At 43.5% G+C, this 18,946-nt stretch carries 14 protein-coding genes; 2 read left to right on the forward strand and 12 right to left on the reverse strand.

What is annotated here, in order from left to right; genetic code table 11:
* Positions 1 to 11 precede the first annotated feature (11 nt).
* Positions 12 to 1,433 carry a rubredoxin gene (locus NXR94_RS16280; RefSeq protein ID WP_258105739.1) on the forward strand — a complete coding sequence of 474 codons (1,422 nt, stop codon included), beginning with the start codon at positions 12 to 14 and terminating at the stop codon, positions 1,431 to 1,433.
* A gap of 3 nt (positions 1,434 to 1,436) precedes the next feature.
* Here NXR94_RS16280 and NXR94_RS16285 read toward each other — a convergent pair whose 3' ends face one another.
* Complete coding sequence (locus tag NXR94_RS16285; RefSeq protein WP_258105740.1) at positions 1,437 to 1,985, reverse strand: molybdenum cofactor guanylyltransferase; 549 nt, start codon at positions 1,983 to 1,985, stop codon at positions 1,437 to 1,439.
* A gap of 80 nt (positions 1,986 to 2,065) precedes the next feature.
* Between NXR94_RS16285 and NXR94_RS16290 the strand changes: the two genes are divergently transcribed.
* Positions 2,066 to 2,377, forward strand: a complete 312-nt coding sequence (locus tag NXR94_RS16290; RefSeq protein ID WP_258105741.1) for a DUF7009 family protein — start codon at positions 2,066 to 2,068, stop codon at positions 2,375 to 2,377.
* Positions 2,378 to 2,610: 233 nt separating this feature from the next.
* Here NXR94_RS16290 and NXR94_RS16295 read toward each other — a convergent pair whose 3' ends face one another.
* The 11 genes from NXR94_RS16295 to NXR94_RS16345 all read right to left on the reverse strand — a co-directional run bounded on the left by NXR94_RS16295 (position 2,611) and on the right by NXR94_RS16345 (position 18,858).
* Positions 2,611 to 3,531, reverse strand: a complete 921-nt coding sequence (locus tag NXR94_RS16295; RefSeq protein WP_258105742.1) for a glycoside hydrolase family 43 protein — start codon at positions 3,529 to 3,531, stop codon at positions 2,611 to 2,613.
* Position 3,532: 1 nt separating this feature from the next.
* Positions 3,533 to 4,960, reverse strand: coding sequence for a glycoside hydrolase family 140 protein (locus NXR94_RS16300; protein ID WP_258105743.1), 1,428 nt, complete (start codon positions 4,958 to 4,960; stop codon positions 3,533 to 3,535).
* A 22-nt stretch (positions 4,961 to 4,982) separates the two neighbouring features.
* Complete coding sequence (locus tag NXR94_RS16305; protein ID WP_258105744.1) at positions 4,983 to 6,527, reverse strand: sodium:solute symporter; 1,545 nt, start codon at positions 6,525 to 6,527, stop codon at positions 4,983 to 4,985.
* A gap of 9 nt (positions 6,528 to 6,536) precedes the next feature.
* A complete protein-coding gene (locus NXR94_RS16310) occupies positions 6,537 to 7,697 on the reverse strand; it encodes a four-carbon acid sugar kinase family protein (RefSeq protein WP_258105745.1) in 1,161 nt (386 codons plus the stop codon).
* Complete coding sequence (gene pdxA / locus NXR94_RS16315) at positions 7,697 to 8,725, reverse strand: 4-hydroxythreonine-4-phosphate dehydrogenase PdxA (RefSeq protein ID WP_258105746.1); 1,029 nt, start codon at positions 8,723 to 8,725, stop codon at positions 7,697 to 7,699. The genes NXR94_RS16310 and pdxA overlap by 1 nt, the downstream gene beginning before the upstream one ends.
* A 10-nt stretch (positions 8,726 to 8,735) precedes the next feature.
* A complete protein-coding gene (locus tag NXR94_RS16320; protein ID WP_258105747.1) occupies positions 8,736 to 9,635 on the reverse strand; it encodes a dihydrodipicolinate synthase family protein in 900 nt (299 codons plus the stop codon).
* Between the two features lie 2 nt (positions 9,636 to 9,637).
* Entirely contained in the window at positions 9,638 to 10,783 is a 1,146-nt protein-coding gene (locus NXR94_RS16325; RefSeq protein WP_258105748.1) for an iron-containing alcohol dehydrogenase, read from the reverse strand.
* 6 nt (positions 10,784 to 10,789) lie between these two features.
* Complete coding sequence (locus NXR94_RS16330) at positions 10,790 to 13,942, reverse strand: DUF6298 domain-containing protein (RefSeq protein WP_258105749.1); 3,153 nt, start codon at positions 13,940 to 13,942, stop codon at positions 10,790 to 10,792.
* A gap of 21 nt (positions 13,943 to 13,963) precedes the next feature.
* Positions 13,964 to 15,655: a polysaccharide lyase family 1 protein gene (locus tag NXR94_RS16335; RefSeq protein WP_258105750.1), complete on the reverse strand. Its 1,692-nt coding sequence runs from the start codon at positions 15,653 to 15,655 to the stop codon at positions 13,964 to 13,966.
* Between the two features lie 63 nt (positions 15,656 to 15,718).
* Positions 15,719 to 17,185 (reverse strand): pectinesterase family protein, encoded by a 1,467-nt coding sequence (locus NXR94_RS16340; RefSeq protein WP_258105751.1) that lies wholly within the window; start codon positions 17,183 to 17,185, stop codon positions 15,719 to 15,721.
* Positions 17,182 to 18,858, reverse strand: a complete 1,677-nt coding sequence (locus tag NXR94_RS16345) for a T9SS type A sorting domain-containing protein (RefSeq protein ID WP_258105752.1) — start codon at positions 18,856 to 18,858, stop codon at positions 17,182 to 17,184. The genes NXR94_RS16340 and NXR94_RS16345 overlap by 4 nt, the downstream gene beginning before the upstream one ends.
* Between the last annotated feature and the right edge of the window lie 88 nt (positions 18,859 to 18,946).

The raw sequence follows: 18,946 nt of genomic DNA on the forward strand, positions 1-18,946 counted from the left end.
ACTATTGAACTATGCAACTTAAAGATCTGGTAAGGGTATTTGTTAAGGGGGGAATCATATCTCCGGGAGACTTTCTCAAAATCATTCTTGTAGCTGAAAAATTAGGAGCCGACCATCTTCATTTTGGATCAAGACAAGACATCCTTTTTTCGGCTAAAGAAAAGAGCAAGGAAATCCTGGACTCGACCTTCAACTCCATTAGCACAGATTATGAGATAAATACTTTCAGCCACCAAAACATTAGCAGTAGCTATGTGGCTCAGGACATCATGCCGGGTAAAAAGTGGCTTGCTTCTCATGTCTACCATTATGTACTGGATAGCTTTACCTATAAGCCTGCATTGCGAATCAATATTGTTGATTCATCTCAAAGTCTTGTACCCCTTTTTACAGGTCAAATAAACTTCATTGCCTCAAGCCAGGAGAATTACTGGTACGTATACCTACGATTTAAGCGTATACAGAGGACCCCTTATCAAATGCCTTTGCTGGTATACAGCGAAGACCTGAGCAAGGTGGCTCAAAGTATCGAGGATATTAACTTCATCGATTCCGACTGGAGCTATCAGGATCTTTTCACCTACCTCACGGATAATGTGAAAATGAATACACAACCCGTGACGGAGGATATGCTCTTGCCAGAGCCTCATTTCCCTTATTATGAAGGGATCAACCGTCTACCAGATGGCAAATACTGGCTGGGTCTGTACTGGAGGAATAACAATTTCAAGATCTCCACGCTGAAAGCGATGATGGAGAGATGCATCTACACCGAGGTTGGGAAGGTGAGCCTCACCCCATGGAAGTCGTTCATTATCAAAGGGATATCTGAAAAAGATCGGATTGGATGGGAAAAGCTGATGGGTAAATTTGGTATGAATCTACGACATTCTTCTCTCGAGATGAACTGGCATTTACCTGCTTTGGATAATGAAGCGCTGGATTTGAAAATCTTCCTGGTAAGGGAGTTAGACCAGCAGGACGTCAGTACCTATGGACTTACGTTTACCATTAAGACGACGAGTGATATTACCTTGTTTACTTCCGTGGTGATTGAAAAAAATCCTATCGGCGAATCAGGGAACGAGACCTACAACCTACTCTACAGTAAGAATTTCAATCCGAACCTCAACGAATATTTCGTTTATGCCAGTGAGGTAGACAAGAGCGTCTTACCGGCATTAATACTTGAATTGAGTCTCGTGTATTATGAAAGTCTGAACGAAGAGCCTGTTACTTCTGCAAAGGTCAAGTCAATTGTAGATAACCTAAGTAAGGATTTATACCAGTGTAACTCTTGCCAAACTGTTTATGACTCGGAATATGGGGATAGTATGGGTGGCATAGCTCCCGGAACGGCTTTTCAAAATTTACCGAAAGAATACACCTGTCCTACTTGTGGTAAAGGCAAAGAAGAATATTATAAAATGTAACCCCTAACTCAGGTCCTTGGGATGATTAAAATTTTTCAGCGCCTCAAAATCTTCCGGAACGACCTCTTTGACGGTCAGCTTTTGCAAGGCACTTTGAAGACTATAATCCCCTGCATGAACCTGCTTAAGAATGACGGAGTGAGCAGAAGGGTTATAAATGGTGATCGTAGTCTCAAAAAAGGAATTATCCGGTTTTTGATAAGCAATCACATCATAAGCTTTATCCTGCTGCCCCATAAGGTTTTGAACGCTTTCTTTAGTCAGGTTCATAAGATCACAGGCCACGACCAGCCAGGAGGATTTCGGGTCATTGCCCATAGCAGATATGACACCGCCCATGGGACCTATGGCATTATAGGTGTCAACAATTTTGGGGGTTTCATCATCAATTTCAGCCTGCTGAGATTGACTGCAGGAAACATAAACATCGATTTGAAAAGATGACAACAACTCATAAAGATGTAGATACTGTGGAAGTCCGTGAATATCCATCAAATATTTATCTGAGCCCATTCTTTGACTCTTACCACCGATTAATATGAGACCTTTCATGTATCGAAATTATGAATAAACTCTTTTTAAGATAGAGAATCTAATCAAAACAATCAATTAACCCCTAACCCCAATCTGCATTGAAACTACAAATCACTGACCAACAACTCAATTTACAACTCAAAAGGGATGAGATCGAAGACCTTAAGGAAGGCTTCCCTCTTTCCGTCAACGTATCGTTTGGGTTGGCACTCGCCCCATTCAGTTGTGAGTTAAAAGCATGCTACGACGATGGTCTATATTCCGTAGACTTTTCTAAAGGCACCATTTCAATTAAAGCACCCATGGCTCTGGTGTCCGCATGGGCAGATACAGAATCCAACAGCCTTGAATTCAATATTCGAACAGAAGCCAGAGAAACACTAGGCGTTATTATTGAAAAGGCATATTAAGACTTAACCACCAATTGATCATAAAAAAAGCGACCACAATGTGGTCGCTTAATGATCAATTTTCCTTGAAAATCAATCTGCCTTAGTTCTATAATTCACACTTAAAGAGAAATCTCTTCAAACTTGAAATTAGCCAATACGTGCACCACCTGTATCCTGCACCATCCTGAATTGGACCAATTATTCCTAAAAAAGTGTTTAAAGTACATTTTTTTTTTAAAATGGCTATGAGCTCACTTATTCAATTCATTTGATAACCCTTTCACCAGACTTTCTTTTGCTTTAAAAATGGTCCCATGCTTGTGACCTTCCGGTACTGATATCTCCGAGGTGATATCCTGGAAACTTTTAAAATCGGTTGTCTTTTGAGCCCCGTAAGTTTTCGTTCGGTACTCATCATAATAGATCACATATTCCTCTCCTAACCGCACCACCGTAGGTCCTTCTGTCAAAAAGCCCGTAAAGGGCTCCGAAACGTCTTCCCACGGCCCAAGTGGATTATCTGAAAAAGCTACCTTCATATTTCTATTAGGACGGGTATTATCTTTCAAGACAAGGACGTAGTCCTCATCACTTCTCTTTACAATTACTGCATCTATTACACTAAACCCCGGATCAAGAAACAGCTTTGTTTCTGTGAAAGTTTTAAAGTCCCTGGTAGTTGTAAAGTACATTCGGTGATTGTTCTTTTCTTCCTCTTCACCCTTTTCAAACTTGAATGGGATAGTAGAGGCCCAAATGATAATAAAACGATCATCAACATCATCATAAAACAGTTCGGGAGCCCAGACGTTGACGGTGCTAGTATCAAACTCCATTACCGGGATCAATTGTTGTTCCGACCAATGGATCAAATCTTTGGTATGAGCATAACCAAAACCCAGATCACCTCTCCAGCTGGTTGTCCATACCATGTGATAGGTGCCTTCCGGTCCGTGAACCATTGATGCGTCCCGCATTACCTTTTGCTTGCCTATCTCCGGTTTCAAAAACACCTTCTCTATGCGTGTCCAGTTGAGTCCGTCTTCACTGTACAAATAGTAAAGTCCCTCATCCGCTGGCTCTTTAAAGGAAGTGAACATATAGTATTCCTTTTCCGGCCCACATGAGACCAACCAAACAAGCGTGAAAATTGAAACAATTAATATCCTCATCTTATATTTTTTCCAGGATCAACACCCAATCATTCCCTTCCTTCGGTTCCCCGGGAGGATCAAATGTGGCTGTATCTCTATTTTGAAAAACTCCCGCTTCCGTTATTGTACCTGATCTGGGATCAAACCAACTTGCTTTAATTTCATTTCCTTTTATACGCCCCATATTCACTTCCATATCCCTTCCGGTATAAGTATAGATCATGGCGTATTGTTCGCCTTTGGTTCCAACAATGTAATCGTAACGTTCACCCTGGTTGACAATTAATCCCTGATCCGGGATTCGCTCAAAATAAGGCTTTGACAACATCAAGGTCTTCAAATGTTCCATCTGACCTGCACCTGGATGATTTAACCCCTCTATCCAGAACTCTCTTGCACCAAAGGCACGGTTCCCATTATCTTCTGCCCGGTAAAATTGCATTACCGCATTATGTCCATAAGTAAACCCGGCACCTCCAGCAAAAACTGACCAATAAGCATATCTTCTAATGTCATCGGCATTCCAGTAAACCTCCGTAGTATCATGTAGCCCATGCGGTATCCCTTCATATGAAGGCTCTCCGTCAAGCGTCGGTTTAGTAGGCTGCTTATTGTATTCAACACTTATATATTTCCAGTTATCCGGACCAAATCGGTGGGAGTCATAAGCGGTATCCTGGTCATAGTTCCTATGTCCGGACTGAAACATATTAAAGTCCAACCAGCTCTCATCATGAAACCACTCAGACGACATGGTGCGTCCTCTTGGGTGGAAAGTAATTAGGTGTTGATCATCCAGACTGTCCAGCGTGGCACCAATCTGCAACCATACCTCCTGATGATCATCTCCTCTGATATCTCCACCATTAAGCCATATGATATTTGGATAATCTTTAAATCGGTTGGCCAAAAAGCTCGCGTAATCCTTCGCCTCATCCACAGTCACGTTGTCATTGCTAACAGGAGTGCCCCAAACCGGAACACATGCCATAAACATGTCTCTTTCCTGAGCCATTTCGACTGCAAAAGCCACATGATCCCAATAGTCGTACTGTTCCGGATCATTCGGATCATCACCTTCAGTCACATTGGGTGTAGCCACATTATTGTCAACTAAGGCCTTATCACCTTGAAAGCTTTCTACATCAACATTATGTAGCAACATCACCTGAATCACATTGTACCCTTTATCTTTTCGATCATCCAGATACTTAATAATCTCTCCTCGATCAAGCTTTTTGAAGATCAACCAACCCGTATCCCCCAACCAAAAAAACGGCTCTCCGTCATCATACTGGAAAAACCGCTGATTTTCAGAGATCTTAATAGGTCTGAATGAGCCTGTAATCTCGGCTTCCTTTTTCTCTGGTTTTTGACAGCTAAAAATTCCCGCTGACAGCATCAAAACAATCAGGCCGCTGTTCAATAAATGATCAATTTTAGGCATGTTCTTAATATTAAAATTCATGTTAGTTCTGTAATTGCTTCCAGCTTTTATAAGTCAGTCCCTCCACCTTGGCCGGCTCTTTAAAAAAATAACTCGCCACATACCCAACCACGAAAAGGATCAAATGACTATAAACACCAAGCATGTATTTATGATGGGTGAAATTCCAATCTCCCAGGTCTATCAACAATCGATCTTCCCCGCCAATAGTTAAGGGAGTAGAAGTGATGACGGCATACGCCGTAAATAACACGCTGGCAATGATACCCATATAGGTCCCCATTCGATTGGCGCGATTGCTCACAATTCCTAATAAAAACAATCCGGCAATACCCCCTGAAAATATCGCATATAGTTTGAAGACGGTCTTAAGCACACCCTTTCCTCCCTGATCCACATAATAAAGCGCCACCAGGATGGAAGCGATCCCCGCAATGACAACAATAAGCTTGCTCAGGAACAACTGCTTCTTAGCGTCGGTATTAGGTCTGAATCGGAGATAGTAGTCCTCCATGAAAATGGCTGAAAGACAATTGAGATCTGAATCCAGACTCGATATGGCCGCCGCCAGAAGTCCAGCAAGTACCAACCCGACCACTCCTATCGGCAGTTCGGTCATGATAAAAAACGGGAAAACTGCATCCGCTTTGGTTCCATCGAGAATAGGTGCACCACTGATCTGGTAATACCCAAAGAGTGCTGTACCGATGAACATGAAAAGGGCCCAGACAGGAACACTCATTAAAACTCCTATTAAAGAAGCCTTGACGGCATCTTTATCACTTTTTGCTGTCAAGTAGCGCTGTACGATGGTCTGATCGGTCCCGTACTTTTGAATCGCATAGAAAACCCCATTAATGGCCATCACAAAGAAGGTCAGAGAGGTCAGGTCAAAATCATATGGCCCAAAACCTACATGCCCTGCGTCGTTGGCAACATCATAAATGGCAGGTAGACCTCCGGTAGTCGAAAAAATAATGATCCCTAAAGTGATCAATCCTCCTCCGATCAGGATGAAGCCTTGTATAACATCCATCCAGATCACGGCTTCCATTCCTCCCAGGAGGGTAATCAATATGATCATTGCTCCAAGTAACCAGATCATATTTACCGTGCCCATTCCTGTCATTTCTGAAAATGCCAGCGCAATCAGGTAGAACACCGTCCCCATTTTAGAAAAGTGGGCTAAAAAGAAAGCAAGCGAAGTATATAACCTTGCACCAAACCCAAATCGTTTTTCAAAGTACTCATAGGCACTCAGACCAATCACTTTACGATAGAGAGGAACGACAAACTTGATAAAGAAGATCAACGTGATCGGTACCATCAACCCCTGAACCAACAATATCCAGTTAGATGAATATCCACTCCCAGGATAGGCTAAAAATGTTACACTGCTTATCAACGTGGCAAGAATTGACATCCCCACTGCCCAGGCTGGTATATTACCCCCACCTTTAAAGTAATTCCCCGTATCGGTCTGCTTCTTAGCCAACCTGATACTGATGTAGATCGGAATGATCAGGGAAATAGCAATAATGATATAGTCAATGGGGTGTAAAGTCATCTTGTGGGTTTAGTTTTTGGGTTGGGGTAACTCTAATATTTCATCCGACCAGCGATAACTGCCCGGTTTGGAGGTGATGCAAAATTTAAATTCGCCATCAGGCTGCATGCGGATCACACCCGGAGCAAATTCTTTAACTGGTTTTAAGCTCGTTATCCCTACTTCATGAAGGATCGCCGCCATGGTACTACCTCCTTCAATAAGTAGCTCATTGACAGGTATTCGCTTTAAAACACCACTGACTAGCTTAGCCATTTCGCTGCTCAGCCTATTGGCTATGAAATCTGCTCTTGGTCCAAAATGATTAATTCTAATGAGCGCGTTATGATCCTTCATCGCCTCAACCACCTCATGCTCCCATTTCACCAGATACTCTCCTCTCGGATCCGAATCTTCGTACACCTCTATGGGCATATTAAAGGTCTCATAACCAAGACTATTCATCAGGTTGATATAGACATCTCCTTTAGGGAATTTGCTGCCCTGTACAATCAGTCTCTTGTCCCCGATCTCGGGAATGGCATCTGATTTACGTGGTTCCATTTTCAAGCTATAAAGCAGTGCGTCGAAGAAGCCAGCGCTACCCGCCAAAGTTGTTTGTTCATCAGCGGCCCCAACCCATAACTGATAGTCATCCATTGTCTCCACATCACCAATAACAATCCCATCTTCTCCACCGTATTTAACAGGGTTACCACTGAAAACATCAACCATTCCTCTCTTTCGAACTATTGAAAGCACCTCATTGGTATGCATGGGGAAATGTGGATCAGCAGAAAACCCTGATTCATTCAATGGAACATCATCAATAAAATAAGCTCCATTTTTAATGACTCTACCCATAGACGGGTTGCCTGCTGCCAGTATAGCTTTGGTAGTACCCACCACTCTCATTTGTGTTTCCAACTCCACATACACATGACCACGAAGTACTGAATCAGTTTTTTTGAAAATCAGCTGTGGATTAAGGCTTAAAAGCTCTCTTGTCACTCTTTCTATTTCGGCTACCGACTGAGGAGCATCAAGTGATCTCACATCCGTAGCCACAATGAGCACATCTGCAGATACTGCACTGGGTTTGGTTTGAATGCGAACATCCAAGCCATGCCTCAAGGCCACACCGCCTATTTCAGCAGCTCCGGTGAAATCATCTGCAATTACTGCAATCATTAGATAGTTAGTTTTTCTGCGTATTCAATCGCGTGGAAAAGTGCATCCGGACTGGCAATTCCTTTTCCGGCTATTTCAAAGGCAGTTCCGTGATCCACCGATGTACGTATGATCGGAAGCCCCATGGTGATATTCACACCTTTAACACTCTTCATCTTCTTTGTTTTTTGGTCCCAATTGAAGCCAATGACCTTGAATGGAATATGCCCCTGGTCATGATACATAGCCACACAGCCATCATATTTCCCCCCATAAGCCATCGCAAACAGGGTATCAGGAGGAACTGGTCCATCTACTATAACGCCTTCCTTTCTAGCCTGCTCTATCGCCGGAAGAATCTCCTCAGCATCCTCCGTTCCAAAAAGGCCTCCATCACTGGCATGAGGATTAAGTCCCGCCACACCTATTCTTGGGTTTTCTATTTTAAGGCTTTTCAATCCATTGTTAATCAAATGGATTACTTCCAATACACGGTCCTTTTTCACGAGGTCACAGGCCTGACGCAACGAAACATGAGTAGACACATGAATCACCTTGAAACTCTCCTCAACGAGTAGCATGGCATATTTTTTTGTTCCGGTATAGTGAGCATAGATCTCCGTATGACCTGCGAACTTGTGCCCGGCCTTGTTAATTGATTCCTTATGGATTGGACCGGTTACCGTACCGTCCACCTCTTTTTTCAGAGCCAGGTCAATTGCAGTAGTTACAGACCTGAAGGCCAGGTCTCCAGCCAACGCTGAAACCTCACCGTACCTGATCGTATCCACATCTTCACCTCCGATATCGTAAACATTCATTATCCCCATCTCAAACTTCGCATCCTTGACATCAGTAATGGTATTAAGAATAATGGCACCTCCCACAAGATCAATGGCCTTCAGCATCACTTCCGGATGACCCACCACGATTGGATAACTGGTCTCATAAGCCTTTCCGCTTGCAAATAGTTTAACCGCGATTTCCGGTCCAATCCCGGCAGGATCCCCCATCGTCACGGCTAATACAGGTTTCTTTCTTGTCGTCATCAGTCAGTGATTAAATATTTGCTAATTGAGTTCTTAATTGTGATTTCAATGCTTCCTGTTCATCCGGAGCAATATCATACATGGGTGGCATCGCATGAGGTTTGCAAAGTCCCAATTCTGACATCAGTACTTTTAGGGCAGGCAATGAAGTATTGAGCTTTCGATCCTTTTGGTAGATCAATGAAATCTGATCGGTCAATTCTTGCAAACGATGGGCTTCCTCATGGTTTCCGGCTTTTGCGGCATCATACAACTGCTTGAATAGTTCCGGCACAAAATTCCCGGTACTCGGAACGATCCCGTCAGCTCCTAGCAGCACCGAATGTGCCGATTGTGCGGCCCACCCCAGATAGAACGCAAATTCTTCCCGATCCTTCCACATGCCAATGGAGGTATCGATACGTTCAGGGTCCCTTTCAGAGTCCTTCATACCTACAATATTTGGGTGTTGACTAAGGTGGTCGGCTACATCAAGTGGAATTCTCTCACCTACCATAGCTGGCATGTTGTAGAGCACCACAGGACAGTCAATCGCATCTGCCAGCTGAGTGAAGAACCGGGTCATCTCAGATTCCGAAATTGGAAAATAGTATGGTAGTGTGGTCACCATGACATCTATTCCCAGGTCCCGATAGGTTTTCGCCATCTCAATGGATTCGACCAGGCTGGTACTTGATATCCCGGCAAAAGTTTTCACCCTGCCATTAACAGCTTTTACGGTTTGCTTAACCAGTTCCGTTTTCTGTGTCGATGAAAAGGAAGTTGACTCGCCAGTGGTACCTAGTACGAAGGGCGCACATTCCTGTGCAATAAAAGATTCCACGATCTTCCCTACTGAGGCCGCATCGATGGAATAATTCGCATTGATTGGTGTTACCATGGGTATGATGACCCCTTCAAATATTTTCATTTCTAATAGGCATTTTGATAAATAGTCACAGCGTCACCATGCTGCACTTCTCTAACATTGTTTTTTAATAACCGCTGAATCAACATGGCATCAGCAGCCATTTGATCAACATCTTTCAATTGGATTTCTAATTCAGAAAGTCTTGAAGGCATTCCGCATTCCCTGATGAGCTTACGGATCAGCGCTATTCCCTGAAGAGCTGTCTCCCGATCTGAATCCAAGGCTTCACCCCCCATCGCAAGTGATATTTGAGCGTACCTTGATTCCGCAGCTTCCAGATTATATTCTAATACAAAAGGAAGCAGCAGAGCGTTACTCAGACCATGAGCAATTTTGAATTTCGTACCCAGTGGATAGGCTAATGCGTGCACTGCGGCAGTATTGACCGGCCCCAGACACATCCCTCCGTAATAGGCACCTAGCGCTACTTTCTTACGTGCTTCGAGGTCATTGCCATTAGCAATGGCTTTTCCTAAATTTTGACTGATCAGTTTTATTCCTTCCAGAGCATACACGTCTACCACAGGATGAGCAAACTTATTTGCAAAGGCTTCGATACAGTGGGTGAGCGCATCAAGTCCTGTATATGCCGTAATGCTTGGAGGAAGACTGGCAATCAATGTTGGATCTATGTAAACACCATCAGGCATCAACACAGCGTCAATGATTCCCTTTTTGCTGTTATCCGAATCATCAATCAAAATAGCATTGGGAGAGGACTCGCTTCCCGCTCCAGAGGTGGTTGGAACGCAGACTAAAGAAATGTTTCTACTCTTGATCAGTCCATTCCCTACATAATTGGATATAGGTTCCGTTGCATTAGTCAATGCCGCAACCAACTTCGCAATATCCAATACACTTCCTCCCCCTACACCAACAACAAAATCAGTCTTTGCCGCTCTAGCGGCCAAAATAATTTGATCAAAATCTGAAAAGGAAGGCTCCGCTCCGGTACTTAAATGATAGAATACTCGAATGCTTTTGGATGTCAATCCATTAAATACCGGTTTGATTTTATCCGCTACATGGGGATCGGTCAGAACAAATACATTTTGAGCATTGGATTGATCGATTTGCTCCAGAAGCAAATTCAAGGCTGTTTCTGAAATAACAAGCTTTTTCGGTTGGTTAATTACAATATCTTGCATCTAGTTCTATTTTTTATCCAGCCACACAATTGAGGATTTAACATCGGTCAGTTGATGCTTCTTTTGACCTTCCAAAATTTTACCCGAACGAAGAACTTCTCCGGTTGATTCGTTTACCCAACAAACCTCAAACTTTCCTTTATGACCGGTAAGGTCAATGTCTACTGAGCTTTGTCCCTCGATATATAAAATCTGCTCGCCATTAACGCCTTTAAGCGCTTTTGTCCCCGCAATCTTGTAAGGACTCATTAAAGCTACATCCCTTGAAAATTCAGTATCCGATACTTTTGGGATATTCATCAACGAACCTCCTCCTATAAATATGGCCCAGCCAAAAGCCTGAGATCTATGCGTGTTGTGAATTACCGCTTTATCGGGATAATTGGACTTGTATTCAAAAACGGACTTGTAAGTGCTCTCAAACGTTTCCTTCGGTGTTTTTACCAAACGGGCATGCTGACGGGGTGCCAGGTTTTTGCCTCCCTCCGGCGCATATAGCTCACTCTCACCTGCCTTATTCTCTCCATACCACCAATACTGAACATCAATCACATCGACTATTTTACTTCTTACAGGATCCTGCAGAATGGCATCCTGAACGTCCTTCGTGGCACTCAAGGCAACCATTACTTCCTTCCCGGTTTCATCTTGCCACCTGGCTATAACATCCAGCCAGAACTCTATGAACGATAGCGGACCGGTATATTCCGCACTCGTGAACTGGATAACATTGGACTGTTCCGAGAAGTTATCGAGACATTTTCTAATGTAAGCTTCGTGAAGTGATCGGTACTCAGGGTTGCTCACATCATAAAATTGTTCGGCAATGAATATTCGTTTATCTCCCGCATAGTTGACAGGCTCAGGGAAAGGTGTTTCATTGACATTGTTAGCGGTTCTCCATGGAAAATCTGCATAGTGTCCACCAGCCTCGAGAATATTGTGCTGGAAGTAGTTTTGATGATAAAAGATCAACCCTTTCTCCTCACCATATTCCACAAATTTGGAAAGCCTATTCCAGTACCAATAATTGTATTGGGTAAGATCATACTTGCTCATGCCATCATAGGATATGCCCTGACCTGACCTGGCAAATGGCAATTCATAGAAAGGGGCCCACACCTCACCATTCATCCTACGTACACGCTCGTGATCGTCTCTCCTTCGATCGTACCAAAGACCATAATTGTGCTCCAAAACTGTCACTCCCTGACTGGTCAATAAGGTTGTGGCCTCATCGAGATCATCGGTGTATCCTGTACCAGTTTTACCCGGGACGTAGCGCGATACATGAGGGCGCGTCTTCATCGCATCATAATATCGCACATTGCCTCGCCACCACTGAATTGGCTGTGTCGCCCCATAGGCCAGTTGATCATTCAGGACCAATCGGCCGAAATCATTCTTTGAAAGCACCAATGCCTTTTCTTCGGTTTTTGGGGTTTTGCACTTGATGTTATCCACATCCAAAGCATCTCCTTTAGAAATGCTTATTGGGTTACGTTCTGCTGCTTCACTGATCCAGTCGATCAACTGGATTTGAGGCTCATAAGCCTGAGCAATATATTCCTCGGCTTGCTCAACCGTTGGGCTACTGGTAGCTTCCATTTCAAGGGGCAGCAATTGCCCTCTTTCATATGCCTCCTTTCCAAGCCTATCTGCAAGTTGGCCATAAAACAGGCTTCTTGGTTTAACAAAACTATTAGCTTCATACCAGTATCCGTTCCCGGCGAATTGTGACCATGCCCCACAAGCCCAGTTCATAGCAGTCGGAGGAGCGGGGCATTCGATCAGTGACGCGGAACATTGCCAAAACATGCTATTGGCTGCAGTATAGCCTGCTCCCTGCACCTCCATACCTCTATTGCTAAACCGAAGAGCCTGAGCATCAATATTCACTATATCAAATAGAACTCCGGAGGCCCAGCTGTCAATGGTACCGCTAAAACTGTGTGGTAGAACGGAACGACACTCGACAAACGCATTTGGACCTGTAGCCCGGAAGCCCACTGCAAAGTCATGATAGCCATACTCAGCATACAGCCTTTGAAAAAGACATTGCTGACCCTCCGTAATAAAAGTATATCGACGCTGCCCGCCTATTTCAGAAACTGGATTTAATGATTTACAATCCTCAACAGTCACCCGGCTACCGGTTTCCCATATAGCTACCGCTGAACCTGCAAAATGCTCGAAGTTTACCTGTCTTACCCATGCATCACGCGTGTTCTCGATGACAATGGCCATCCATCTATGCTGCTCATCCTTCGGATTGGAGGTATCAAAAGTGGATTCCAGCTTAAGGTTTTCGATTCCCACGTTTTCAATTCTTCCCGGCCATTCCATTTTGGAGACCAGTCCTCCACCATATTCCTTATCCAAAGCTGTAGTAAGAGGTGCGTCAAGTGTAATCTCATTACCAGTAATGGAAACAACCTTTCTGTTCCAATAGATATCCCTTTCACCAGCTTTCCATCCTATGTAGCCAGTCTCACCACCGAAATGCTGCATTTGGAGCTTTTCAATCCATTCTTTGGTACTCGGACGAAGGATTCTGATTTCATCACCTACTTTTATCCCCTTGACGTCCTCAATAGACAATGACATGGCACCTACAGGAACATAGTCATCATTTACGTTGATTGGAGCGCCCAGACGTACGTCATTTGCCCCAAAGACTCTGATTAATGTTGTCCTATCCAAACCTGTTCCGAGAAGAGTGGTTTTGCCTGTTTCATTTCCACTTCCTCTGATGACCACTCCTGAAGCCCTGATTTCCAGGCCACCATCGATTCGATAATCCCCAGGACCCAGCAAAACGGCTCCTCGATAACCATTTGCATCCATAGGAAGGTTGCTCACATAGTCAATGGCTTTTTGAATGCGAGAGGTTTGATCTCCTTCTTTATGGTCGATAAAGACCTCTATCTCTACGGTAGGAATTTCCTCGTCAGAAGCTTTATACCCTGCATAGGAATAGTCAGGAACCTGATTACCCAATTCATCTTTGAGGTATGACAGACCGTCTTTTGATGGAGATACCGGAGCAATTTTCTCCTGAGCATTTACATTCAAAAAAGAAAAGACCAGGATGAAAATCATCCCGATCTGATCAAGTGAATATTTTCTTTTGGCCGGGCGGCCAGACCATATACTCATATCGAATCCTGCTTTATTAACTTATTTGGTTAATGTGTCCTTATTATTTGCAAGATCAGTCCAGTCTGTTTTAGAGTTTGGATCAATATTATAAATGTACATTTCTATGTTGGTATATCCATCTCCATTGAGATCTCCTGTCGCATCCGACGGATCTTTAGGGTCAAGACCAACTTTCTTTTCATAGCCATCCGGCATGCCATCCATGTCCGAATCCTTGTAAGGCTTACCACTATACTCAGGATATCCTCCTACCTGTGCGATATCTGTTATGATGCCCATTTTCCAGGAATCCGGGGGCAATCTTCTGTATTTAAACTGGTAGAAGTCATCAGGGTCAAGACCTTCTTCATACTCAATTTCCCCGGTTCGAACCTGTTTCGTAACACGAACATCAACAGGATCCCTTACAGGCAAGGTCGCTCCGGCATTGTCAAGTACGTAATCAAATGCCTCGTCCGCTGGTATAATATCAACAGGAGCCATTGGAAACGGCTTTGGCCATTTCATGGCAGCGGTATATTTGCCTGCATCCCACAGGTCCTTGTCATTATCATCTTCTATCTGAATACCGCCAGCCCAGTTATCATTGGTTACCTTTTCATTACCCTCCATGATATTGCCATTGGCATATACACGACCAAACTCTTTGTAACCTAAATTACTCCGACCGGATTCAGGGTTTAGAATTCTTTGCCCCACCGGATCATCCATTTGAGTCACCGGACCGGGCTTATAGTAATTATTGATAATGTTGAATAAGGCCGTATAATCACCCCCATCTACTGATCTGTGCTTCCAGTTATATACTACGTTATTGGTGAAATTAAAGATTCCGTTCCAGCCAATGGATGGGTTCCTTCCGGTATTGTTGGCCCAAAGGTTTCTGTGAAAACTACAGTTTTCGCCACCCAATGTACTACCAAATGAATGGTTGTAGGTGTCTAGCGCTTCAGAGAAGATGCTGTTTTGAATGGTAATGTTAACCGTTGGAAGTTTCAGGTCCTTTTTACCTGTTCCGTCAGACCACATGTGACGGTAGATTGACATGTTTTCATCTAATCCCCAGCTTGCAGAAACGTGATCGATCATGATGTTTCCAACCGGATTTCCACCAATCGCATCATCCCTTCGACCTACAAAAGTGTCTCCTCTTCTAAATCTCATATGTCGGATCACTACATCGTGCGTATCGATCCAGACGGTTTCTCCGGCAATACATACACCATCACCCGGAGCAGTGTTTCCAACAATTGTTACATAAGGTGCTCTGATGATGAGGGGGCTTTCCAACTTGATAATACCGGCAACGTTGAAAACGATAATCCGTGCACCACCAATCTCACAAGCCTCACGAAGGGTGCCAGGGCCCTTGTCTGCCAGGCTAGTAACTACAAGCACCTTACCACCTCTTCCTCCAAAAGAGTACATACCGCCTCCCTGAGCCCCTGGAAATGAAGGTATCTCGGCCTGAGGAAGGTCAGTTGGGCGACCGGCCCATGGGATATACGGTTTTCCATTTTTAGCCTCTTCCTGCACAATCGGCCAGGCCTTTTCCCAGGCTTTGTCCGATGCAGCCCTTGCTTCGTTAACAATGTCTACACCCCTTTGCTTCTCTTCCTTCGTCATCGAGGGATACTGAGCATACGTTTGCGTAAACAGGGCAAAAATGAATAAGAATAGTACTAAAGCGTGTCTTTTGAAATAATTCATGAAAATTACTTTTCTCTAATTAACAGTTATTTTTTGAATGGTAAAATGAATTTCATTAAATATCTAAAGCAGTATTTTGAAAATTTCTGTTTTAGTGTCAAAAATACATTTAACCACAAATACACCATGCAAATTTGACGCCAACTTGAAGTTCTGCGTATTTTTTTCTTGTTGTACCAATCTTCCGTTCAAAGAATATACCAAAGCATCGGCCCTGCGCAGTAATTCAACCTCACTACCCTTTCGTATCACCCAGGATTGTTCCATGGACTTCTCATTGTCTAGTGTAATTTCTTTTTCATCAACTACCAGAATATCGGATACCCCACTCAAAGCGCCACTTTCTGTAACAGATTTAACGCTATACTCCACCGAGCCAGTCACCACCCCTCCCATAAAGGAAGTTGAATCAGTAAAACCTTCCACGACTCCATCGCGCAAAACAGCATACCCAATGGCATCTGTAACGGAATTCCATGAAATAACTGGTTTATCTTCGGCTCCATAGCCATCCATGCTTAAACCTCCTGGTGATGATAGCGCTGTACCCGGAGCATCATAGTCCCAGGGTTGAGCATTTTTCGTCAAAAAATAAGTAAGGTTATAATAGGTGTTCGCGTAATCAGTAGTCAATTGTTTACTCCAGTCCACCCGACTGGTAGTATCCACCAAATCTCCAGCCGGGGTGATACTTTGATACTCAGCATAAGTGCCACTCAAATGATTATTATCATTCCAGATGGACCATCCCTCCGCTTTAACATGAGCACCTAAGGTGCAATTAATATAGACGGAGGATGCATTGGGCTGCCAGGGCCTACCCAGATAATAAGAGTCAGCTGACACATCATTATTCGAGGTGATATTACATCCATTGAAAAGTAATCCGTGATAAACCGTATTGACATCAGTATCTGTGGAAGTGAGTTTAGTATCTGCCGGAGCGGTAATGTATTGACCTCCATTCACACATCTGATCTCACAACTATCGAATACAGCTGTGGCATCTCCAAAAATAAAGTCAGTAGCTCCTTCTATGTAACAATTTTGATTATAAACTAACCCGGCGCCATCGGCATAATAGGTATCCTGAAAACCGATGAACTTACAATTTTTGACAGCTATTCGCTGTCCTTCAGTGTGTATCGCCACTGCCTGACCAACATTGCCGGCGGTATTCTTAATGGTGATGTTTTCCATGTAATAATCATCCGCCTGAACTGATAATGTGTAAGACGTTCCAGTGGTATGGCCATCTATATCTCCACTATAGTCATCCCACTGAATGATCACTCCATCAACACTCTCACCGATTAAACTAATCCCATCTTTCGTTGCAGAAATGGATACTTTTTCCTCATAAACACCATTTTTTATGAATAATCGCTGGGTAACTGATCTTGATTTTAACGCCTGAACAATACTTGTATAATTGCCTGTTCCATCTTTAGCTACGATAGCATCAAATACCTGTGCCCTAGTGGGTAGACATATGCCAATCAACAAAATGAGTATTAAAACAACCCTCATTTTTTAACAAGTTTATTCTGGATAGTGGATCCATCTACCAAAGTGACTTGCACCACATACAGACCATTTCTTAAATCTCCAAGACTTAGAGCGACCGTTGATCTGCCATAAACAGCAAGTTCTCTCACAACTCTGCCTCCAATATCTACCAGTTCTACTTTCTCTATTCCAATAGGGTAATTGATCTTAACCTTATCAAAAGAAGGGTTGGGATAGACAGAAAGAAGCTGTTGAGGATTTATTTGTTTTTCATTGGCCAAAAGTGTAGGGTCGTTCGCGCTCCCTACTTTACCTGAAATAGCATTTAGGTAATGCTCTAAATAAGAATATCCATCGGAGGCAATCATAGCTCCATCAGTGCTGTCTTCAGGGTTGAGACCTTCTGCTGTTTCGAATTCATCAGGCATCCCATCATTATCGGTGTCGATTGGAGGAAACCAGTTTACATATGTTGGCCATCCGCCAACCTCAGTTTGGCTATCAATGATTCCGTTTCCGGTTAATGATCTTTCACCCTTTGCTTCTTCAACCAATCTCATATCAATTGAATCCCTGACAGGGAGACTTGCTCCTGCATCAGCCAGCACTGAATAACGGGCCTGCAAAGCTGTTTCTAGCTGGATTTCGGAGTTTTCATACACAAACTTTGAATCCGACCGTATGCTGTCGGCATTACCTCCCGCACTTTCAATATAATCTAATCTTATACCTGTCCAATTATCATCATTAATACCTCCTACAACTCCTTCCATCACGTTTCCGTCAACGTACCATGAAGCAAAACCTGTAGCACTGACTGCACTTTCATAGGAAGGTCGGGCAAAAAAACCATTGTCACTGGCGGGACCTGGTATATAATAATTATTGATCCAATTCACTTCGCACCTTCCACCTTCTATTTCTTCCTCGCCGCCGTAAATCGCACCACTTCCACCCCAATTGAATATGACATTATTTCGAAAATCCTGAATAGCTAAAGTATCGTGAGCCCTGCATCCATTTATTCGCGGAGATCTACTGTTATTATGAGCAAGGAAATTATGATGATAGGAAGCAAATTGCCCTCCCCATTGTGAAGCATACCCCCGTGCACCTTTTGGGTCAAAGGAATTATATAGACCTTCACTCAAAATACTCCATTGTACAGTCGTGTACTTATTGTCGTAACTACCCATGGTTTCTTCGACAGACCAACTCATTGAGCAGTGATCAACGATAATATTTTTAGAATTTTCAAACCTCAGCGCCGAAACTTCTGTTTGGCTCTCATCGCCAGGTCTAAACCTCAAATACCTGATAATTACATTATTACTCCCTCCTAAATTAATCGTGTTTCCCTTGATGCAAATACCATCCCCTGGAGCAGTCTGACCTGCTATGGTCATATTTGATCTACTGGCTCTAAGCTCCCCACTTAGCTCTATGATTCCCGAAACTGTGAAGACTATTGTAATAGGATCACTTCCCGGAGTAGCCAATGCGGCACGCAAACTGCCGGGCTCCGTTGCCCCTCTTCGATCCTTATCTAAAAGATTGGTCACCTGTACCACCTTACCACCTCTACCTCCTGTGGTGTACTTTCCATAGCCCTCAGCCCCCGGAAAAGCCAGTTGTTGACCCTTTACATCCAATAAGAAAAATAGGAGAATCACTAAAGAAATATGTCTAACCATCGCTGATCATTTTTAAGTATAAAAATCGATACCGCCATAAAGGCGGTATCGATATATGATGAACCTATGGTTTCGCAATGGAAACCAA

It is taken from the genome of Marinoscillum sp. MHG1-6 (assembly GCF_024714475.1).
GTDB lineage: Bacteria > Bacteroidota > Bacteroidia > Cytophagales > Cyclobacteriaceae > JAMZMI01.

Bases quoted from the DNA above. Each gene is read 5' to 3' on its own strand.
- NXR94_RS16300 (WP_258105743.1), bottom strand. From the start codon at position 4,960: ATGCCTAAAATTGATCATTTATTGAACAGCGGCCTGATTGTTTTGATG.
- NXR94_RS16325 (WP_258105748.1), bottom strand. From the start codon at position 10,783: ATGCAAGATATTGTAATTAACCAACCGAAAAAGCTTGTTATTTCAGAA.
- NXR94_RS16320 (WP_258105747.1), bottom strand. From the start codon at position 9,635: ATGAAAATATTTGAAGGGGTCATCATACCCATGGTAACACCAATCAAT.
- NXR94_RS16285 (WP_258105740.1), bottom strand. From the start codon at position 1,985: ATGAAAGGTCTCATATTAATCGGTGGTAAGAGTCAAAGAATGGGCTCA.
- NXR94_RS16280 (WP_258105739.1), top strand. From the start codon at position 12: ATGCAACTTAAAGATCTGGTAAGGGTATTTGTTAAGGGGGGAATCATA.
- NXR94_RS16295 (WP_258105742.1), bottom strand. From the start codon at position 3,531: ATGAGGATATTAATTGTTTCAATTTTCACGCTTGTTTGGTTGGTCTCA.
- pdxA (WP_258105746.1), bottom strand. From the start codon at position 8,725: ATGACGACAAGAAAGAAACCTGTATTAGCCGTGACGATGGGGGATCCT.
- NXR94_RS16305 (WP_258105744.1), bottom strand. From the start codon at position 6,527: ATGACTTTACACCCCATTGACTATATCATTATTGCTATTTCCCTGATC.
- NXR94_RS16310 (WP_258105745.1), bottom strand. From the start codon at position 7,697: ATGATTGCAGTAATTGCAGATGATTTCACCGGAGCTGCTGAAATAGGC.
- NXR94_RS16345 (WP_258105752.1), bottom strand. From the start codon at position 18,858: ATGGTTAGACATATTTCTTTAGTGATTCTCCTATTTTTCTTATTGGAT.
- NXR94_RS16340 (WP_258105751.1), bottom strand. From the start codon at position 17,185: ATGAGGGTTGTTTTAATACTCATTTTGTTGATTGGCATATGTCTACCC.
- NXR94_RS16330 (WP_258105749.1), bottom strand. From the start codon at position 13,942: ATGAGTATATGGTCTGGCCGCCCGGCCAAAAGAAAATATTCACTTGAT.
- NXR94_RS16335 (WP_258105750.1), bottom strand. From the start codon at position 15,655: ATGAATTATTTCAAAAGACACGCTTTAGTACTATTCTTATTCATTTTT.